The sequence below is a fragment of the Synechococcus sp. EJ6-Ellesmere genome (assembly GCF_024345875.1).
Classification (GTDB): Bacteria; Cyanobacteriota; Cyanobacteriia; order PCC-6307; family Cyanobiaceae; genus Regnicoccus_A; species Regnicoccus_A antarcticus.
Map to the genome: position 1 here is coordinate 1 of NZ_JAGQBY010000072.1, position 15,694 is coordinate 15,694.

The window sequence follows — 15,694 nt, forward strand, 5'->3', positions numbered from 1 at the left end:
CACCGGTCCGATGGCGGTGGTGATGACAACGGTGATCGCCAGCCTGACGGCGAAGGCCTCCAGTCCTGAACAGGGCATGGCCATGGCCTTCACCGTGGTGATGTTGGCGGGGGTCTTTCAGATCGTCTTCGGCTATCTGAAGCTGGGCCGCTACATCACGATGATGCCCTACACGGTGATCTCGGGCTTCATGTCCGGCATCGGTTTCATCCTGATCATCCTTCAGTTCGGGCCCTTCCTGGGACAGGCCATTCCCAAGGGCGGGGTGATGGGCACGCTCACGGCCCTGCCCCAGCTGATCGCCGCCGCTCGGCTGCCGGAGGTGATCCTGGCGGTGGTGACTGTGGCGATCATCTGGTTCACGCCCTCCCAGGTGAAGCGTTTTGCGCCTCCCCAGTTGGTGGCGCTGGTGATCGGCACCGTGCTCTCGCTCACACTGCTCAATGGCGGCAACGGCCCTGAGGTGGAAGGGATCCGGCGCATCGGTGAGATTCCCAGCGGCTTTCCCCAGCTGGTGGTGCCCCACTTCGAGCCGGGCCTGTTCCAGCTGATGGTGGTCGATGCCCTGGTCCTCGGTCTGCTGGGTTGCATCGATGCCCTGCTCACCGCTGTGGTGGCCGACAGCATCACCCGCACCGAACACAACTCCGACAAGGAGCTGATCGGTCAGGGTCTCGGTAACATCGTTTCCGGTCTGTTCGGTGGCATCGCCGGCGCCGGCGCCACCATGGGCACCGTGGTGAACATTCAGGCTGGAGGAAGGTCCGCTCTCTCCGGCATCACCCGCGCCCTTGTGCTGATGGTGGTGATTCTGGGGGCCTCGGGTCTGGCCGCTTCGATTCCGATGGCTGTGCTGGCTGGCATTGCCCTCAAGGTGGGTATCGACATCATCGACTGGAGCTTCCTCCGCCGCGCTCACCACGTCTCGATCAAGGGGGCGGTGATCATGTATGGCGTGATCCTGCTCACCGTGCTGGTGGATCTGATCGCGGCGGTGGGGGTGGGCATCTTCGTGGCGAACATCCTCACGATTGAGAAGATGAGCACGCTGGAAACCAGGTCGGTGAAGGCGATCAGCACTGCCGACGACGATCTCAACCTGCCGGAGAACGAGAAGGCTCTGCTGGATCAGGGAGGCGGCAAGGTGTTGCTGTTCCAGTTGATTGGACCAATGATCTTCGGTCTGGCCAAGACCATCTCCCGCGAGCACAATGCCATCCAGGAGTGTGAGTCGATTGTGTTCGATCTCAGTGAGGTTTCGCACATGGGTGTTACGGCCTCCCTGGCCCTGGAGAATGCCGTCAAGGAAGCTCTGGAGAAGGAGCGAAATGTCTATGTGGTGGGAGCTGTAGGCAGTACCCTCAAGCGTCTCAAAAGCCTGAAGGTCTATAGCCTGTTGCCTCCCGATCATGTGGAGCTGAGCCGGGCCGAAGCCCTGGCTGATGCAGTGAACTCCCGGCTGCAGATCGGCATGACCTGAAGCCCTGCCTCCGGGCGATGGGGAAGCAGAAGATCACCATGGGCGATCAAGGTGGCCAGACCGAGGGTCTTGTACTTATTCAGGCTTTTGGTGACGGTTACCCGGGTCAGTCCGGTTAGTTCAGCGATCACCTGATGGGTCAGGTTCATGTCCTCCAGGGAGAGACTGTGTCCCAGGCTGTTCACCCGACCGAACTGGGCGGCCAGCCAGCGCAACATGGTCAGCAGGCGGTCATCGGCCTTACGGATTCGGCTGATGCGCATGATCTCCATCGAGCGGCTGATCTGGCGTTTGAGGGCTTCAAGGAGTTCGGCTTCCGTGGGCGCATGGCCCTCGAGCGAAGCATGGGAGACCGTGCTGATTTCATTGCGGCATTCAAATGTTGCCTGGGTACCGAGGATGAGATCTCCGGGGCCCCAGAGCATCAGCGTGATCAGTTCGGCGTCTTGATTCCAGGTCACCTGCCGAACATAGCCATCGCTGATCAACCAGGGCATTCCAGCCGGTATCACCGAGTTGGGCTTGAGTTGAAGACTTGAACAATGTCCAGACATGAGTGGAGGCATCACTGGACATCTGCACGGCAGAGGGACTCATCCGAAGAATCAGAAGACAGGCTGGTTGGCTGTGAACCGGCCTGGAATGGCTCTTCGTGTCGTTGGGCAAACGTAGAACCGCCCCAACCCCTTTGGGACCCTGCTTCAGACAGGATCGACAATTCCCGGGATCAGCCGCGTTAATCAGTCGAAGTTCAGCCGCAACCTCAGATGCAAAAAACCACCGCTGCTGTTGGGCAGCGGTGGCTGGGGTTGGACGCTCATTGGAGTTCGAAGGCGGGGCTGGAGACTATTGGCGCTCAGCGGCCGCTGGATCGGGACACGCGAACAGGGACCAGGACCGGTTGCATCATGCCGCCGCCCCCGTTGTCGTCGTCAGAATTGGTGGTGAGCCAGAAGGCCAGACCGAACAGCGCGAGAACGCTGGAGACAAGCAGCAGTTCGGCCATCGATCGGGCGCGGAGTGGCCATAACCTAGCCAGATTCCATGGTCCTGCTGTGGCCAATGCTGCGATTGGTCCACCTCAGGCAAATCCTCGGCCTGCATCCTTGGCGACGCAGGCCTGAAGCTGGCGTCGGAGGCGCTGGTGATCGAGATCCTTGCCGATCAGCACCAGCTGGTTCTTGCGCTCTCCGGTCCAGTCGCTGTCGTCGATGGAGAAGCGCTTGCCGGCCAAGTGAAAGACATGACGACGCTCGCTCTCGTTGAACCAGAGGATGCCCTTGGCCCGGAACACCTCCGTGGGCAGCTGATTGTCGAGGAAGTTCTGGAACTTGCGCAGAGCGAAAGGCCCCTCGCTGGCGAAGGAGAGTGAGGTGAAGCCCTCGATGGCGAGGTGGTCGGCCGCATGCTCGGCGGACCCTCTGGAGTGGTCGTGGTCGTGGGAGTGGCTGTGGGAGTGGCTGTGGCTGTGGTCGTGCCCTTCGTCGTGGGCGCAATGGCCGTGGTCATGGTCACAGTCGCCGTGGTCGAGTTCAGGGGGGGCGTCGCCCGTGGCCACCACCCGATCGGATTCGAACAGGCCCACGCTCAACAGCAGCGGCAGGGCCACGTCTCCGTTGACCGAGCGCAGGATGCGGGCATCGGGCTTGAGGTTGCGCAACAGGCTCTCCAGCTGCTGCAGCTGGGGCTCCGGCACCAGATCACACTTGTTGAGCATCAAGATGTCGCCGTAGATCACCTGGGCCCGGCCCACTTCGCTCTCGAAGCTGCTGGCTTCGAAGTTTTCGGCATCAATCAGGGTGATGATCGAATCAAGGCGGGTGCTGTCGCGCAGCTCGCTGCCCAGGAAGGTCATCGCCACCGGCAGGGGATCAGCCAGGCCGGTGGTTTCCACCACCAGATAATCCACAGGTTCGGGGCGCTCGAGGATCCGCTCCACCGCTTCCAACAGCTCGCCGTTGATCGAGCAGCAGATGCAGCCATTGCTGAGCTCCACCATGTCTTCGCCGGTGGCGATGATCAGGTCGTTGTCGATGCCGATTTCACCAAACTCATTGACCAGAACAGCGGTCTTCAGCCCGCTCTGGTTGCTGAGGATGTGGTTGAGCAGGGTGGTCTTGCCGGCACCGAGGAAGCCCGTGAGGATCGTCACCGGCAAGGAGGGAGCCGCTGAATCAACGGTGGCGACTAGGGGGGCTGCTGAGGGTTGACTCAAGCTGGCAGGGGTAGCGGTGGTGGTCATGGCGGGTGGCTGAGGCCAAAGCGGCTGTTCTGCATCCAGTTTGACGCCTGGGAAAGGTTGCAGGTCCTGCGAAGCAGCTCCATCCGCAGTGAATCCCCAGACTTCAGCCCCTGACTGGCTCAGGCTTGGCTGCTCATCCATCGGACCCGGGAACGGCTGAGCCGGCTTCAGTGCCTGCGCCTTGGGCTGATCGCGGCTGCTGAACCGCCTGCGCTGAATCACGGCTGACCTCAGCGGCTCTGCCGTCACTGAGGCTCGCTATCGTGACCAGGTGGCCAACGCTGGGGTCCCAGAGCAGAAACTTTGAACATTCCAGCATCGTACTGAGCTTCAGGATGGGTACATCTGCCAACAGATGCTGATTCCTTTCGTGGCATAACCTGAGTTGATAATTGGGAATCCGCTCTGAAAGATGATGAATATTATGGTAGCCAATGTCAGCAGTAAACCATCTCAGGATGGCAGGAAGCTGGAGGTAGCTTGTGCCCTTGAGGGCACCATCGAGATATTCCCAATTCTCGCTGTTACGGGCATAGCTTTTTTCGAAGATGTATTGTACAAAAAAGATGTCAATAAATATGGCCGCAGACATGGCGAGAACAGCGGCATAGATTCCCAGAAATGGACCGTATCCAAGCCACCATCCCAGAGCCAGAGCACCTGCGCACGTGATCAGATTGCTGAGAACAAAGTCGTTGAATTCAGCTTTATTCGCCCATGGTTTTAGCGTGGACCTGGTAGTCAGGCCCAGCAGCAGATCGAGCCTTGGTTTGATCGCCAGGTAGTAGAAACCACCTGGTATTGCCATGGCTGGATGGCGCAATCCAGCATAGAGTTTATGCTGAAAGCCACTGCTGGATAAAAATTCATCTACCGTGTGAGAATCAGCTACGCCGCGATAGAGCTCCCAATTCCCATTGGTCTTGTGATGAAAGGCATGGTCTCGAGACCAGGCCAGTTGAGGCATCGCATTGATTAGGCCGAACAGGAATCCGCAGGCACGATTCAATCTGCGACTACGAAACAGAACATCGTGACCACAGTCGTGCATCAGAGAAAAGCAACCCACCGAAAAAAAGCTCAGCAGCACGAGCAGCGGTGGCAACAGCCACAGGGAGATGGCAGCGGCCTTCAGGGACAGCCACCAGAGCAGGAAATAGGGCACCAGGGTGTTAGTGACTTGCCAAGCAGCTACATCATTACGACACACCATGTAGGGCTTGAGCCTAAAATCAAACCTGGTGATTGTGCCAGCTGGTCTCCTCATGGTGCCACCACGCAGAATTCAGCACGCCGCCGCTGCAATTGATGAAAACACTCAGCTGGTGGAATTCGCATTTGTTGCAACTGCACGAAGGTCGGTTCCTCAGCTGCCAGCATCAGTGCAATCAGCTCGGTGGCCACGTCATAGGTCACCAGCGTGCGTTGCAGTTGCAGCTGGAGTTCTGTGTCCATCTGCCGTTGATCCAGGTAGCTGGCCAGTTTCTGGAGCGGTACGTACGAGATCCGGTGGGGCAGGTCCTCAATGTCCCAGCGGATGGGTCTGTCACGGGGGAACTCCACGTCACAACACACCATGCCACGTCCAATGAGCTGCAGGCCCTGCCAAGCCATGGCGCCCATCTGAAGAAAATGATTGTGCAGAAATGGCTGCAGCCATTCAGCCACGCCGCCGCACTCGAGCCTCGCTCGTGATGGACTCTCGGACAGGCTCAACATGGTGTTGCAGTGGTGAACGACACCAGCCTCTCCCGAGGCCTCTAGAGGCGCCAGCAGAATGCGAGAGGGTCATCGTCTCCGCAATAATGAGGCGCGCTCATGGTTCTTCCATCATTGGGCCCCGGACATGATTGAACTGCACCACCTGCGCGCCCTTGCGGCCATCTCCCGCCACCCATCGCTGACGGCGGCGGCTCGGAGCCTGCATTGCACCCAGTCGGGCCTGTCGCACTTACTCAAGGATCTTGAGCGCCAACTGCAGATTCAACTGGTGAATCGCGATCGTCGGCCCCTGACGCTGACGGCGGCGGGGCGACGCCTGCTCAGGTGTGCAGAAACGGTTCTGCCGGAGATTGAGGCCGCTCAGGACGATCTGGAACGGATGGTGGTCGGCACTGCCGGACGTTTGTTCATCACACTCGAGTGTCATTCCTGCATCGATTGGTTGCTTCCGGCGATGCTGACTTATCGTGACAGTCATGCCGATGTTGAGCTCGATGTACGCATCGGCGCCCACTTCACCCCGCTTCCCAGTCTGTTGCAGGGCTCTGTTGATCTGGTGATCACGGGCGAGCGTCGTGGCGGCCGTGGCGTGGAGGCCACTCCACTGTTCAGCTTTCAGATCATGGCTCTGCTGCCCCGCCGACATCCCCTGGCTGGTCGCGACTATCTCCAGCCTGAGGATTTCACCACCGAAACGATCATCACCTACCCGGTGGCGGAATGTCGACAGGATCTCTACAGCCGCTTTCTCGAGCCTGCGGGGGTGATCCCTCAGCGACGTCGCACGGCGGAAATGACCGCCATGATCATCCAGTGGGTGGCCCTTGGTCAGGGGGTGGCCGCTCTGCCCAGTTGGGCCGTGCCCGACACGGCGGCCGTGGTGTGCATTCCTCTTGGCGAGACGGGACTGTGGGGCGAACTCCACGCCCTGCGACGGAAATAAGATCGCAACCTGGCTCACCTCGATGCCTTTATGGACGTAGCTCGCCATCAGGTGATTGAGCAATTTAGGTATATCTCATTGATCGAGCCATCAACATAATCATCGCAAATCCTGACTGAGTTAAGGATTGGTTCGACCGTTGGTCGAGGCCGTGATTGAAGAGGAAGTTGGCAATAACTCTGTTCGCGATAGCAATTGTTTCTCCAGAGCATCCAGTTCTGCCTGCCTGAGGGGCAGCTGATCCTCGGCCAGCTGCCGCCAATGTGCCAGCAGCTCCAGTGTAGGAGGGATGCCCAGATTCAACTCCTCCAAGCGCAGTTGCTGGCGGAACAGCTCAGTGGGTGGCCCCTGCATCACCAGCTGGCCCCGATCCATCACCAGCAACCAATTGGCCCAACTCTGAAGAAACTCGAGGTCGTGAGTGGCTACGACGATCGTGGTGCCAGCCGCGTGGATCCCCTGGAGCTGCCTGCGTAGATCGCGGCAGTGGCCGGGGCTGAGATAGGCCGTGGGCTCATCGAGGAGCAGTAATTCAGGCTCCAGCACCATCACATCGGCCAGGGAAAGTTGTTTTTTCTGTCCAAGGCTGAGCCTATGCACGGGCTGATTGAGCAGATCACCGAGATCAAACCATTCAGCGACTGTTTCAATCCTATGGCGAATCTCGCTTTCTTCAAGACCGAGATTCACCAGGCCATAGGCCAGGTCTTCAGCCACGGTGGTGGCCACCAGCTGATGTTCGGGATTCTGGAAGACCAGGCCAATTCGCTGTCGCAGCTCAGCGAGTTCTTTCCGGCCATAACCGATCGGTTGGCTCCGCCAGCGGATCTGGCCACGCTGGGGACGGAGCAAGCCATTGGCGAGCAGGAACAGTGTGGTTTTTCCACAACCATTTTCACCGATCAGGCCACAGCGAAAACCCAGTGGCAGATTCAGTGTCAGCGAATGGATCGACGGTTCAAAGGAGCATGGGTAGGTAAAGCTTATGCGATCAAATTCTAAAATGTTTGAGATGGAGCCTGGGGCGGAGCTGTTGGCTGGATCAGCACTCATCTCAACCCCATGATTGATAGAGCTCCTAGAAGAGCACAGCCAGAGATGGCTTCAACCTGATGGCGACGCGACGGGCGATGATGCGAGCTGGCAAGCACACGCAATTCGCCCTGAAATCCCCGTGCCGCCATGCCCATCGAAAGGCCACGATAGCTGCTTATGGATCGCTCCAGCAATTGGCCAATCAGAAGACCAAGGCTAGCAATGGACTGCTGCCATGTGCCATAGCCCGAACGGGCTCTTTGAGCCACTGTGATGTCATCAACAATCTTCCACAGAGTAAAGATGAATCCATAGATATGCACCATCAGCTCAAGCAGCAATGGCGGCATCCCCAGTTTGCGCAAAACCTGGACCAGTTCGTTCAATGGCGTGGTCAGCAGGAGAAAGAACATGGTGCTTGTGGCCGCCAGAGTTCTGGTCAGTAGCTCAGTCGCCTGGCTGAGTCCCTGCTTGCTGAGATACAGCGACCAGCCAGCCATCGTTCTGCTGCTGCTCCCCCAGATATCGGCCTGTACCCCTGGCAGCGACTCGTGTCCAACAACATTGATGATGATCGCTGGCAAGCTGGAGATGGTCAATCCCAAGGGCAACAGCAGCATTGACAAATAAATGCCGGGCGGGATTCCTGCGTAGCCAACGATCCACAGTGCCAGCCAAAAACTGATGATTAATTGCACTGTTAGTGGTGCCACCAGGGCCAGCAGTAACAGGGCTGTAGCAAAGGCCAGTTTGTGGCCAGGGGGCAGGATTTTCAGACGGTTTCCATGGGCCAGGGCATCGATGCGATGACTCATGAAGTTGGTGGTTCAGAATGTTTCTGCGCCATGCTTCGGCCCCGGTAGATGCCGATCACAAAGCCCACGACTCCAGCGCCAAGGGCCGCTTGGGTTGCGAACATCAGGCTTTCGATTTCGCCACTGGGAAGTTCCACCACGGGTTGAAACCACGGTTCATAGCTGGGCTTGATTGTTGCGATCGCTTCAGTGCCTTGTCCATCCGAGCCAGAATAGTCGCCGGAGACGAACAACACGGGAAAGGCGGATAGGGCGATCACGCCAGCCAGCAACCGCCAGTTGTGCTGGTTTTGCTTTTTGTCAACACGATTCAGCATGATTCAGTTCTTCTGATGGATCAGTTGAAGGGTTTTCAGTTCAGGTTTGCCATAGGCCTGCAGCCAGTTCCACACCAGCAGCGTCAGCAGGCCCTCTGTGATCGCTAATGGCAACTGGGTGTTGGCGAAGATGCTGCTGAACTTCAAGAACGACGCGCCTATACCGGCGCTGGCGGCAGGGAAGGCGATAGCTAGTTGTGCGGCCGTCACGACATAGGTGGCAAGGTCGGCCAGGGCTGCCGCTGCAAAAATGGCCAGGCCTGTGCGTCCGCCGGCGGACAGAGCTCGGAAGGTCCACCAGGCCACGAGCGGCCCCACGATGGCCATGGAGAACATGTTGGCGCCCAGGGTGGTCAGTCCTCCGTGAGCCAGCAACAGAGCCTGAAACAGCAACACAAGGCCTCCCAGAACAGTCATCACGGATGGGCCGAAAAGAATGGCCCCCAGACCCGTGCCGGTGGGGTGAGAGCAGCTGCCGGTGACCGACGGAAGTTTCAGAGCTGAAAGCACAAAGGTGAAGGCACCGGCCAAGGCCAGCAACAGCTTCAACTCAGGATGTTCTTTGGTGATCCGACTCAGCGATCGCAGTCCCTGTAGCAAGCAGGGAATCGAAATCAACCACCAGAAAGCGGCCCATTGAACGGGTAAAAAGCCTTCGGCGATGTGCATCGCCTGCGCGGGGGCAGGAGACAGGAGAACAATGGCGAAGCTGAGTGCAGCCATCGCCAGCAGACTGGTAAGCCTGGGCAGGGGAATCGTCAAACTGAATCTCGCAGATCAGACGGTTGGGTTGTGAGAAACGGCAGGTGTTCTGACTGATCGGGGCAGGCCCCCGAATCACAGTTGCGGGACAGCGGCAGACTCGAACTGCACTTTCCCTGTTGCCTCTGCAGGCTGATCGCTTGCAGAACCGTTCCGTTGAACTATAGGCTCTTCAGGTTGGATTCATGGGCGAATTGGAGGGGTTGGGAAATAGTTCGACATCAGCTTGATCTGGCTGGCCAGCAGCGCTGTTCAGAACTGGAAGGTGGTTTTCACCAGGCCTCCCAGCTGGCTGAAGCTCTCCCCTGATGGGGTGCCTTGGCCGAGGGGCCGGCTCAGATAGAACAGGGCCGGAGTGACCGAAATCGAATCGCTGACCTGGAATCTGTACCACCATTCCCAGACAAAATTCTGATCCTGAGGTGTTGCTCCACCCTGCAGGGCCGTGGCAAACACAGGCTGCCCGACCGCCATGCCGGCGGCGTTGCCCTTGAGCAGCACATCGCTCCACTGCAGACCCACCATCCATGACTGACTGGTGCTTAGTTCCCCGTCCTCATCCTGGCCATCGCTGGCGGTGCTGTTGATCCCCCAGCCAGCGCTGATCGAGGGCCACCAGCCTGAGCTGGCCGGCTGCCAGTAGCCACTGAGGCCGAAGGCCTTCGTGTGGCTGCCGGGAGTGCCGAAGGCCGAGGCCGTGAACGCTGTGGCACCAGGCACCTCCACTCCCGACTGGATGGAGGAGTAGATCGCGGCCAGGGCCCATTGCTCACCGGCGTAGCCGATCTGAACCGTGCCGGTACCCGCTGAGGCGGCAGTGCCGAGGCCCCCCTCATTGGGATTTCCCACGCTGCCGTTGGCCGCCACGTAGTTGCCACTGACACTGAAGCCACCGCTCTGCCACCACAGGCCGGCGCCGGGACCAAGATTTTTGTTGTAGGCCGCCGGTGCTCCGTTGAGGGTGAGCACGTTCAGGATCGTGTCGGTGGGATACACACTGGGCCAGAGAGCAAGCATGTCTTCCTGGCCCACGCGTGCGCCGATGGTGGCCGTGAAACTGCCGCCGATCGGGGTCTGGTAATAGAGCTTGTCGATGCCGAGTGAATCGGCACCGGACGCTTCCTGGAAGGCCACTTCCAGGGCGGAGAGACCGCCGGTGGGGCCTGCTCCTCCGAAGGCCGAATCGCCGAAGTTGCCAGCCCGCAGGATCGTTCGCAGCAGATCCTTGCCCGTGAAGCTGGTGTCGAGGCTGAGTTGCAGGTCGTAGGAGAAAGTAGTGGCCCCCACCTCGGCTCGGGCGCTGTTGAGTTGATTGCGGGCACTGCCGTTGAAGGCATTGGCGCCCACCACGAAGGTGGCCAGGCCGCTGAGCTTGGTGGTGGTGGAGTACTGGTTCGCTTCCAGCTCACCAACTTTGGCCTCAAGGTTGTCGACGCGACCACGCAGGATCGCGAGCTCCTTCTCGAACTCCTTGAGCAGGCGGCGCAGCTCGTCGGTCACTTCGGTGATCCGGTCCAGGCAGGCGTTGAGCAGAGCAGCGGCTTCCCAGCGGCTCAGGGGCTTGCTGCCGCGGAAGGTGCCATCGGGGTACCCAGCGACGCAGCCGTAGCGCTCGATCAGGTTCGAGAGCGCCTGGTAGGCCCACTCGGTGGGCTGCACATCTGAGAACTGGGTGATGCTGGTGACTTGGTCCCAGCTGGTGTTGACGGAGTTCTGGGCGTACCGGTTGATGCCGTCGAGGTTGAGCTCAGCCGCCATGGCCTCCGGGGGGGCAACAGGAAACAGCAGGGCAAGGGAGGCGGGAGCGACCAGGCCTAGCAACGGGTGGGTCATCGGTGGCGAAGGGTTCAACAGTGGCCTGGAGGATGCAGCCCGACGCGTGGGGGCTTCGGGTCGGTCCCTCAGGATTCGACATGAAAATGATAATGGTTATCGATCGGCTGTTCGCTGTTCTGCGCCGGTTGGTGCTGTGGCGTGGTCGCCCTGGTGATGGTCGGGCCAGCCTCCGCCCTTTGGCCTTAGCCCGATGATTTAAAGCTTGGACCACTCATTCGGGAGCCGATTGGCCTGCGCAGTGAAGCCGCCACTGCCATGGGGCGTCAGCACGTAGGCCATTCCCTGTGGATCGAGGTAGATGCTTGCGGCGGCTTCAAAGAGTCTTAACGTTTGAGCGTGACGAAAACAGCTGAAATTGGCTCCATGGGGCCCGGCCTCGAGCATGAACATCGCTCTGTGAGATAAGGCACGTCGCTGGTTGATCACGACGACTTGATCATCAAGTTGCCAAGGGCTCAGGGCCTGTTGGTGAGCAGCAGTGAGCCATTAGCTGATCTGCGACCAGGCCTTCACCAGGTCCTCGCCCCCCTTGCGGTCGCAACGGCCGCCCCAGCCCTCGACGATCGTGCAGGTGTTACGCACCAGGGTGGCCATGAGGCTGAGGGGACCGTCGGGCCCCATGGCCAGTCCATCGGCGGCCAGGGGCACCGCAGCGATCGGCACGCCGCTGAGTTCGCTGATGCGCTGGAGAGTTCTGGCGGGGGGGCTCTGCTCGGCGAAGAGGCGGGGGGTGGCGCCGGCACGGAGCCTCTCGACCACCTGGCGGAAGGCGTCGGGACGTAGGGCCTCACTGGTGCTGCTGGCATCCACCAGGGGCAGTTCATCGAGGCCGTAGGCCAGAGCCAGGCTGGCGAAGGCGCGGTGGCTGCTGGCCAGGGGCGGCCAGGGCCTGGGGACGGAGTTGAACTGGACCCGATTCCAGGCGTCAAGGCGCTCCAGCAGCGCGCCCATGGCCCTGGAGCGCCGCTGGATTCCCTCCGCTGCGGGTGGATCCAGCTGACTGAGTTGGTCCGCGATCACTGCCGCCATGGCCGCTGCCTGGCGGGGGTTGTGCCAGAGGTGGGGGTCCTGGCCGCCGTGATCGTGACCGTGATCGTGGCTGCTGGCGCTCTGATCACTGGTGTGGTTGTGGTCGTCTTTCGGCGTGAGCGCGGGGGGCTGGGGCACCGCCTGCTCAGACACGGCCACCGCCCCCGGCAGACCCGCCAGCGCGGGCGTGAGGTCGTAGCCGCTGATCAGCAGCAGCCCGGCGCCGCTGATCTGGGCTTTCTGCTCGGGCTTGAGCCGGAAGTCGTGGGGATCATCGCTGGGCTGCAGCAGGCAGCTCACGCTCAGCTCGCCGGCGGCCAGCCGCTGGCTGAGATCACAGAGCACACCATCGGCCGCCACCACCTGGGGCGCCTCCGGGCTTCGGCTGCAGGCCAGCAGGAACAACCCCAGGCCGGCGCAGACCAGCAGCGGCGCCGCTGGGAGCGGCTGGCGCCGAAGAGCTGGCCTGGAGCTGGAGCCAGGGGCGGTGGCCATGGATCGCGGACTGCGGCGCACAGAGTGCAGGCAAGACTTAAGAATGATAACAGTTCTCATTGCAGGGTCCTGTCGGGCGCTGCTCCGGTCTTCTCTGTCGCGGCGCCGGCCGCTGCTGGCCGCCTCGGTCGTCGGTAGGTTGCGATCACATTTCCCCGCTGCCGGCGCCGATGGCCCTTGAGGCCCGTCATCTCAGCGTGCGCCGCGGCGAGGGGCTTGCCCTGGAGGACATCAGCTTCTGCCTGGAGCCCGGCACCCTCACCGCCCTGGTGGGACCCAATGGCGCCGGCAAGAGCACCCTGCTCCAAGCGATCGAAGGCCAGATCCCCCTGCTCTCCGGTGAACTCCTGCTCGATGGCGCCGCACTCACCCCCCGCCTGGCCCGACGCCAGCTGGCCCTGATGCCCCAGCGGGGGGAAATTGCCTGGAACTTTCCGATCAGCGTGCGCGAGCTGGTGGGTCTGGGCCGGCTGATGGCCGCTCGCCCGGGCTGCTGTGCCGTCGAGGCGGCTCTGCAGCGGGTGGGAATCGATGCCCTGGCCTCGCGCCGCCTTGATCAGCTCTCCGGCGGCCAGCAGCAACGGGCGCTGCTGGCGCGACTGCTGGTGCAGCCTGCCTCGGTGCTGCTGCTGGATGAACCCTGCGCGGCGATTGATCCGCCCTCCCGTACCCAGTTGCTGCAGGTGATGGGCCAGCTGCGCGACGCCGGCTTCACCCTGCTGGTGAGCAGCCACGACTGGGGCCATGACCTCGACGCCTACGACCGCGTGCTGGTGATCGACCGGCGGCTGCTGGCCGATGGCCCCCCGGCCTCCGTGCGTCACTCCCTCGGCGACCTGCGCCTGGGCAACCATTGCTGCGGCTGATGGCGATGGGTTCAGGCCTCCGCGCTGGCGGAGGCGCGGCAGCGCGGACAGCGGCCGAAGTATTCCAGGGTGTGGAACATCAACTCAAAGCCCTGGGCCGCCTCCGGCTGGGGCTGGATGCCATGCATCGGGCAGTGGTCCAGCGGCAGCGTCAGTCCGCAGGACACGCAGGTGAGGTGGTGGGTGTCCCGCTCCCGGGGGGCATAGAGGGCCTCGCCGCTGGGGAGGTGGCGGCAGCGGGCCAGTCCCAGGCGCTGGAGCTGGCGCAGGTGCCGATAGACCGTGGCCAGCCCGATCGGCTGGCCGTTGAGACGCAGGCGCTGATGCAGGTCCTGCCCGGAGAGCTCCTCGGGGCTCTCGCGCAACATCGCCAGGACGCTCACCTGTTTGGCGTTGAGCTGCTGGGTGGCCGCCTCGGAATCCATCGGTGTCTGTTCGGGCCCCTGGCCGGGATCCTATGCAGACCGGCCCTGTTCTTTCGCCCAGTGGCAGCCCGATGAGCGCGAGCTGGTGGATACTGCCCCTGGCCCTGGCCTTGCTTAGCGGCCTGCTCTGCCCCCTGGCGGGCACCCTTCTGCTGGTGCAGGGGCGCCTGTTCCAGGCCAACCTCATCTCCCATGCGGTGCTGCCCGGTCTGGCGGTGGCGCTGGCGCTGGGCCTCGATCCAGGTTTGGGTGGTGTGGTGAGCGGGGTGGCTGGCGCCCTGCTGGCGGAGCGGTTCAGCCGGCCCGCCAGCTCCGGCGGCCGTGGCGATGAGGCGGTGCTGAACACGGTGCTGGCCGGATTTCTGGGTCTTGGGGTGCTGCTGATTCCGCTGCTGCGCATCCGGGTGAACCTCGAAGCCGTGCTCTTCGGTGATCTGCTCGCGGCTGGACTACCGGATCTGCTGCGCACCGGCCTGTCGCTGTTGGCGGTGCTGGTGCTGCTGGCGTTCCGCTACCGCCAGCTGGTGTTTCTCGGTGTGGACCCTCTGGGGGCAGCCAGCTCCGGGCTGGCGGTGGGACGCCTGCGCCTGCTGCTCACCCTTGTGACCGCCCTGACGGTGGTGAGCGCGATGACAGCCGTGGGGGTGGTTCTGGTGATTGCTTTGATGGGGGCACCGGCTCTGCTGGCCCTGGAGGGGGCGATCAGCCTGCGCCAGGCTCTGCTGCGGGGGGCGCTGATCGGTTCGTTGCTGGCCGGCAGTGGATTTGTGCTGGCGATCCAGCCAGCCATCAACCTGCCTCCCGGGCCCCTGATCGGCGTGCTGAGCCTGCTGCTGCTGCCCCTGGTGCTGCACCGCCGAGGGTCAGCCCGGTGAGAGCCAGCTCACCTGTCGCACCGGACCCTTGAGCAGGGTCAGCTCCAGGCTGGTGGCATCGATCAGGGCAGCCTGGGGTTCCGCTCGGGAGGTGCCCGGCGCAGGTTTTGAGCTTTGCAGGGGTCGCAGGGCCAGCAGCAAGCGGTCGGTGGTGGGGTCGTAGCTCAGGCCGGTGCCTGGCTCCAGTTCCCAGCCCTCCAGGCGTTGCCGCCGTTCGCCGCCCCCGCGGCGGAGGGCGAGGATGGTTAGCTCGGGCCGCTCGATTCCATCGAGCAGCAGGGCCCAGACCCGCTCGCCTCCCCTGGAGCAGGCACTGGCCAGCAGAGCCTCCGGCCCCAGCCAGAGGGTTCTGGGCGCCTGAGCCGGCTCCACCAGCTCCAGGGAGCGGCGGAAGTCGGGCCAGTGGCGGCTGAGCAGGGCCCGGCCCGCGACGGGGCAGAAACTGCTGAGATCGCGGCTGCCCGGCAGCAGTTGGCGGCGCTCCGGACGTGGGGGAAGGGTCCTCAGCGCCAGGCCATCGGCCTCGGGCACCACCAGCGCTCCCCCCTGGGGCACCAGGGCAATCGGCCCGCGGGGGTCCAGCTCCAGACGGCGACGGCTGCCGTTGCGCTCCCACAGCACCACCTCCTCCTGCGGGGGCTCAGGCCCCTGGGCCTGGGCGGCCGCCTGCACCAGCAGATCGCCGCTGGCGTTGCTGCTCAAATTGGCGAACACAAATCTCTCGGAACTGGGGGCTTCCAGGGCCCCAACCTGGGCTGGAGCCAGTTCGCTGGAGCGTGGGGCCAGGTGCCGGCCCTTCAGTTCGAGCTTCCAGACCCGATGGCCCCCCTGCAGGTCGCGGCTGACGACTCC

General features: G+C 62.2%; 16 protein-coding genes, 1 pseudogene and 1 riboswitch. Of the genes and pseudogenes, 4 read left to right on the plus strand and 13 right to left on the minus strand.

Translation table 11 applies throughout. From position 1 onward, the window contains the following. On the plus strand, positions 1 to 1,480 hold a 1,480-nt coding region (locus KBY78_RS09250; protein ID WP_255143339.1), incomplete at its 5' end, for a SulP family inorganic anion transporter. On the opposite strand, the gene KBY78_RS09255 is transcribed toward KBY78_RS09250, so the two are convergent. The 5 genes from KBY78_RS09255 to KBY78_RS09275 all read right to left on the minus strand — a co-directional run bounded on the left by KBY78_RS09255 (position 1,408) and on the right by KBY78_RS09275 (position 5,441). Further along, entirely contained in the window at positions 1,408 to 1,977 is a 570-nt protein-coding gene (locus KBY78_RS09255) for a Crp/Fnr family transcriptional regulator (protein WP_255143340.1), read from the minus strand. The genes KBY78_RS09250 and KBY78_RS09255 overlap by 73 nt on opposite strands. A 359-nt stretch (positions 1,978 to 2,336) precedes the next feature. Further along, positions 2,337 to 2,486 carry a hypothetical protein gene (locus tag KBY78_RS09260; protein WP_255143341.1) on the minus strand — a complete coding sequence of 50 codons (150 nt, stop codon included), beginning with the start codon at positions 2,484 to 2,486 and terminating at the stop codon, positions 2,337 to 2,339. A 75-nt stretch (positions 2,487 to 2,561) separates the two neighbouring features. Continuing rightward, positions 2,562 to 3,722 carry a GTP-binding protein gene (locus KBY78_RS09265; RefSeq protein WP_255143342.1) on the minus strand — a complete coding sequence of 387 codons (1,161 nt, stop codon included), beginning with the start codon at positions 3,720 to 3,722 and terminating at the stop codon, positions 2,562 to 2,564. Positions 3,723 to 3,855: 133 nt separating this feature from the next. Beyond that, on the minus strand, positions 3,856 to 4,887 hold the full coding sequence (locus KBY78_RS09270; RefSeq protein WP_255143343.1) for a fatty acid desaturase: 1,032 nt from the start codon (positions 4,885 to 4,887) through the stop codon (positions 3,856 to 3,858). A 98-nt stretch (positions 4,888 to 4,985) separates the two neighbouring features. Continuing rightward, positions 4,986 to 5,441, minus strand: a complete 456-nt coding sequence (locus tag KBY78_RS09275; RefSeq protein ID WP_255143344.1) for a hypothetical protein — start codon at positions 5,439 to 5,441, stop codon at positions 4,986 to 4,988. Between the two features lie 127 nt (positions 5,442 to 5,568). Here KBY78_RS09275 and KBY78_RS09280 point away from each other — a divergent pair, with 127 nt between their 5' ends. Beyond that, a complete protein-coding gene (locus KBY78_RS09280; RefSeq protein WP_255143345.1) occupies positions 5,569 to 6,387 on the plus strand; it encodes a LysR family transcriptional regulator in 819 nt (272 codons plus the stop codon). 120 nt (positions 6,388 to 6,507) lie between these two features. On the opposite strand, the gene KBY78_RS09285 is transcribed toward KBY78_RS09280, so the two are convergent. The 6 genes from KBY78_RS09285 to KBY78_RS09310 all read right to left on the minus strand — a co-directional run bounded on the left by KBY78_RS09285 (position 6,508) and on the right by KBY78_RS09310 (position 12,676). After that, positions 6,508 to 7,440, minus strand: a complete 933-nt coding sequence (locus KBY78_RS09285; RefSeq protein ID WP_255143346.1) for an energy-coupling factor ABC transporter ATP-binding protein — start codon at positions 7,438 to 7,440, stop codon at positions 6,508 to 6,510. After that, complete coding sequence (cbiQ, locus tag KBY78_RS09290) at positions 7,437 to 8,237, minus strand: cobalt ECF transporter T component CbiQ (protein ID WP_255143347.1); 801 nt, start codon at positions 8,235 to 8,237, stop codon at positions 7,437 to 7,439. The genes KBY78_RS09285 and cbiQ overlap by 4 nt, the downstream gene beginning before the upstream one ends. Continuing rightward, positions 8,234 to 8,554, minus strand: a complete 321-nt coding sequence (locus tag KBY78_RS09295; protein ID WP_255143348.1) for an energy-coupling factor ABC transporter substrate-binding protein — start codon at positions 8,552 to 8,554, stop codon at positions 8,234 to 8,236. Before KBY78_RS09295 ends, cbiQ begins: the two co-directional genes overlap by 4 nt. A gap of 3 nt (positions 8,555 to 8,557) precedes the next feature. After that, a complete protein-coding gene (locus tag KBY78_RS09300) occupies positions 8,558 to 9,277 on the minus strand; it encodes an energy-coupling factor ABC transporter permease (protein ID WP_255143349.1) in 720 nt (239 codons plus the stop codon). Between the two features lie 60 nt (positions 9,278 to 9,337). Then, a riboswitch (cobalamin riboswitch) is annotated at positions 9,338 to 9,484 on the minus strand. A gap of 84 nt (positions 9,485 to 9,568) precedes the next feature. Then, the gene (locus KBY78_RS09305; protein WP_255143350.1) at positions 9,569 to 11,149 is read right to left on the minus strand and encodes an iron uptake porin; all 1,581 of its coding nucleotides are present in this window, start codon (positions 11,147 to 11,149) and stop codon (positions 9,569 to 9,571) included. Positions 11,150 to 11,638: 489 nt separating this feature from the next. Further along, positions 11,639 to 12,676, minus strand: a complete 1,038-nt coding sequence (locus KBY78_RS09310) for a metal ABC transporter substrate-binding protein (protein WP_255143351.1) — start codon at positions 12,674 to 12,676, stop codon at positions 11,639 to 11,641. A 170-nt stretch (positions 12,677 to 12,846) separates the two neighbouring features. On the opposite strand from KBY78_RS09310, the gene KBY78_RS09315 reads away from it, so the two are divergent. Beyond that, the gene (locus KBY78_RS09315; protein WP_255143352.1) at positions 12,847 to 13,542 is read left to right on the plus strand and encodes a metal ABC transporter ATP-binding protein; all 696 of its coding nucleotides are present in this window, start codon (positions 12,847 to 12,849) and stop codon (positions 13,540 to 13,542) included. 11 nt (positions 13,543 to 13,553) lie between these two features. On the opposite strand, the gene KBY78_RS09320 is transcribed toward KBY78_RS09315, so the two are convergent. Further along, positions 13,554 to 13,967: a transcriptional repressor gene (locus KBY78_RS09320; RefSeq protein WP_255143353.1), complete on the minus strand. Its 414-nt coding sequence runs from the start codon at positions 13,965 to 13,967 to the stop codon at positions 13,554 to 13,556. Between the two features lie 71 nt (positions 13,968 to 14,038). Here KBY78_RS09320 and KBY78_RS09325 point away from each other — a divergent pair, with 71 nt between their 5' ends. Then, complete coding sequence (locus tag KBY78_RS09325; protein WP_255143354.1) at positions 14,039 to 14,842, plus strand: metal ABC transporter permease; 804 nt, start codon at positions 14,039 to 14,041, stop codon at positions 14,840 to 14,842. On the opposite strand, the pseudogene KBY78_RS09330 reads toward KBY78_RS09325, so the two are convergent. Then, a pseudogene (locus KBY78_RS09330) lies at positions 14,831 to 15,694 on the minus strand (hypothetical protein); the annotation flags it as partial. The gene KBY78_RS09325 and the pseudogene KBY78_RS09330 sit on opposite strands and share 12 nt — an antisense overlap.

Excerpts from the sequence above, each read along its gene's own strand:
- KBY78_RS09265 (WP_255143342.1), bottom strand. The coding sequence starts at position 3,722 with ATGACCACCACCGCTACCCCTGCCAGCTTGAGTCAACCCTCAGCAGCC.
- KBY78_RS09295 (WP_255143348.1), bottom strand. The coding sequence starts at position 8,554 with ATGCTGAATCGTGTTGACAAAAAGCAAAACCAGCACAACTGGCGGTTG.
- KBY78_RS09320 (WP_255143353.1), bottom strand. The coding sequence starts at position 13,967 with ATGGATTCCGAGGCGGCCACCCAGCAGCTCAACGCCAAACAGGTGAGC.
- KBY78_RS09255 (WP_255143340.1), bottom strand. The coding sequence starts at position 1,977 with ATGCCCTGGTTGATCAGCGATGGCTATGTTCGGCAGGTGACCTGGAAT.
- cbiQ (WP_255143347.1), bottom strand. The coding sequence starts at position 8,237 with ATGAGTCATCGCATCGATGCCCTGGCCCATGGAAACCGTCTGAAAATC.
- KBY78_RS09280 (WP_255143345.1), top strand. The coding sequence starts at position 5,569 with ATGATTGAACTGCACCACCTGCGCGCCCTTGCGGCCATCTCCCGCCAC.
- KBY78_RS09275 (WP_255143344.1), bottom strand. The coding sequence starts at position 5,441 with ATGTTGAGCCTGTCCGAGAGTCCATCACGAGCGAGGCTCGAGTGCGGC.
- KBY78_RS09325 (WP_255143354.1), top strand. The coding sequence starts at position 14,039 with ATGAGCGCGAGCTGGTGGATACTGCCCCTGGCCCTGGCCTTGCTTAGC.
- KBY78_RS09315 (WP_255143352.1), top strand. The coding sequence starts at position 12,847 with ATGGCCCTTGAGGCCCGTCATCTCAGCGTGCGCCGCGGCGAGGGGCTT.
- KBY78_RS09305 (WP_255143350.1), bottom strand. The coding sequence starts at position 11,149 with ATGACCCACCCGTTGCTAGGCCTGGTCGCTCCCGCCTCCCTTGCCCTG.
- KBY78_RS09260 (WP_255143341.1), bottom strand. The coding sequence starts at position 2,486 with ATGGCCGAACTGCTGCTTGTCTCCAGCGTTCTCGCGCTGTTCGGTCTG.
- KBY78_RS09300 (WP_255143349.1), bottom strand. The coding sequence starts at position 9,277 with ATGGCTGCACTCAGCTTCGCCATTGTTCTCCTGTCTCCTGCCCCCGCG.
- KBY78_RS09285 (WP_255143346.1), bottom strand. The coding sequence starts at position 7,440 with ATGAGTGCTGATCCAGCCAACAGCTCCGCCCCAGGCTCCATCTCAAAC.
- KBY78_RS09310 (WP_255143351.1), bottom strand. The coding sequence starts at position 12,676 with ATGGCCACCGCCCCTGGCTCCAGCTCCAGGCCAGCTCTTCGGCGCCAG.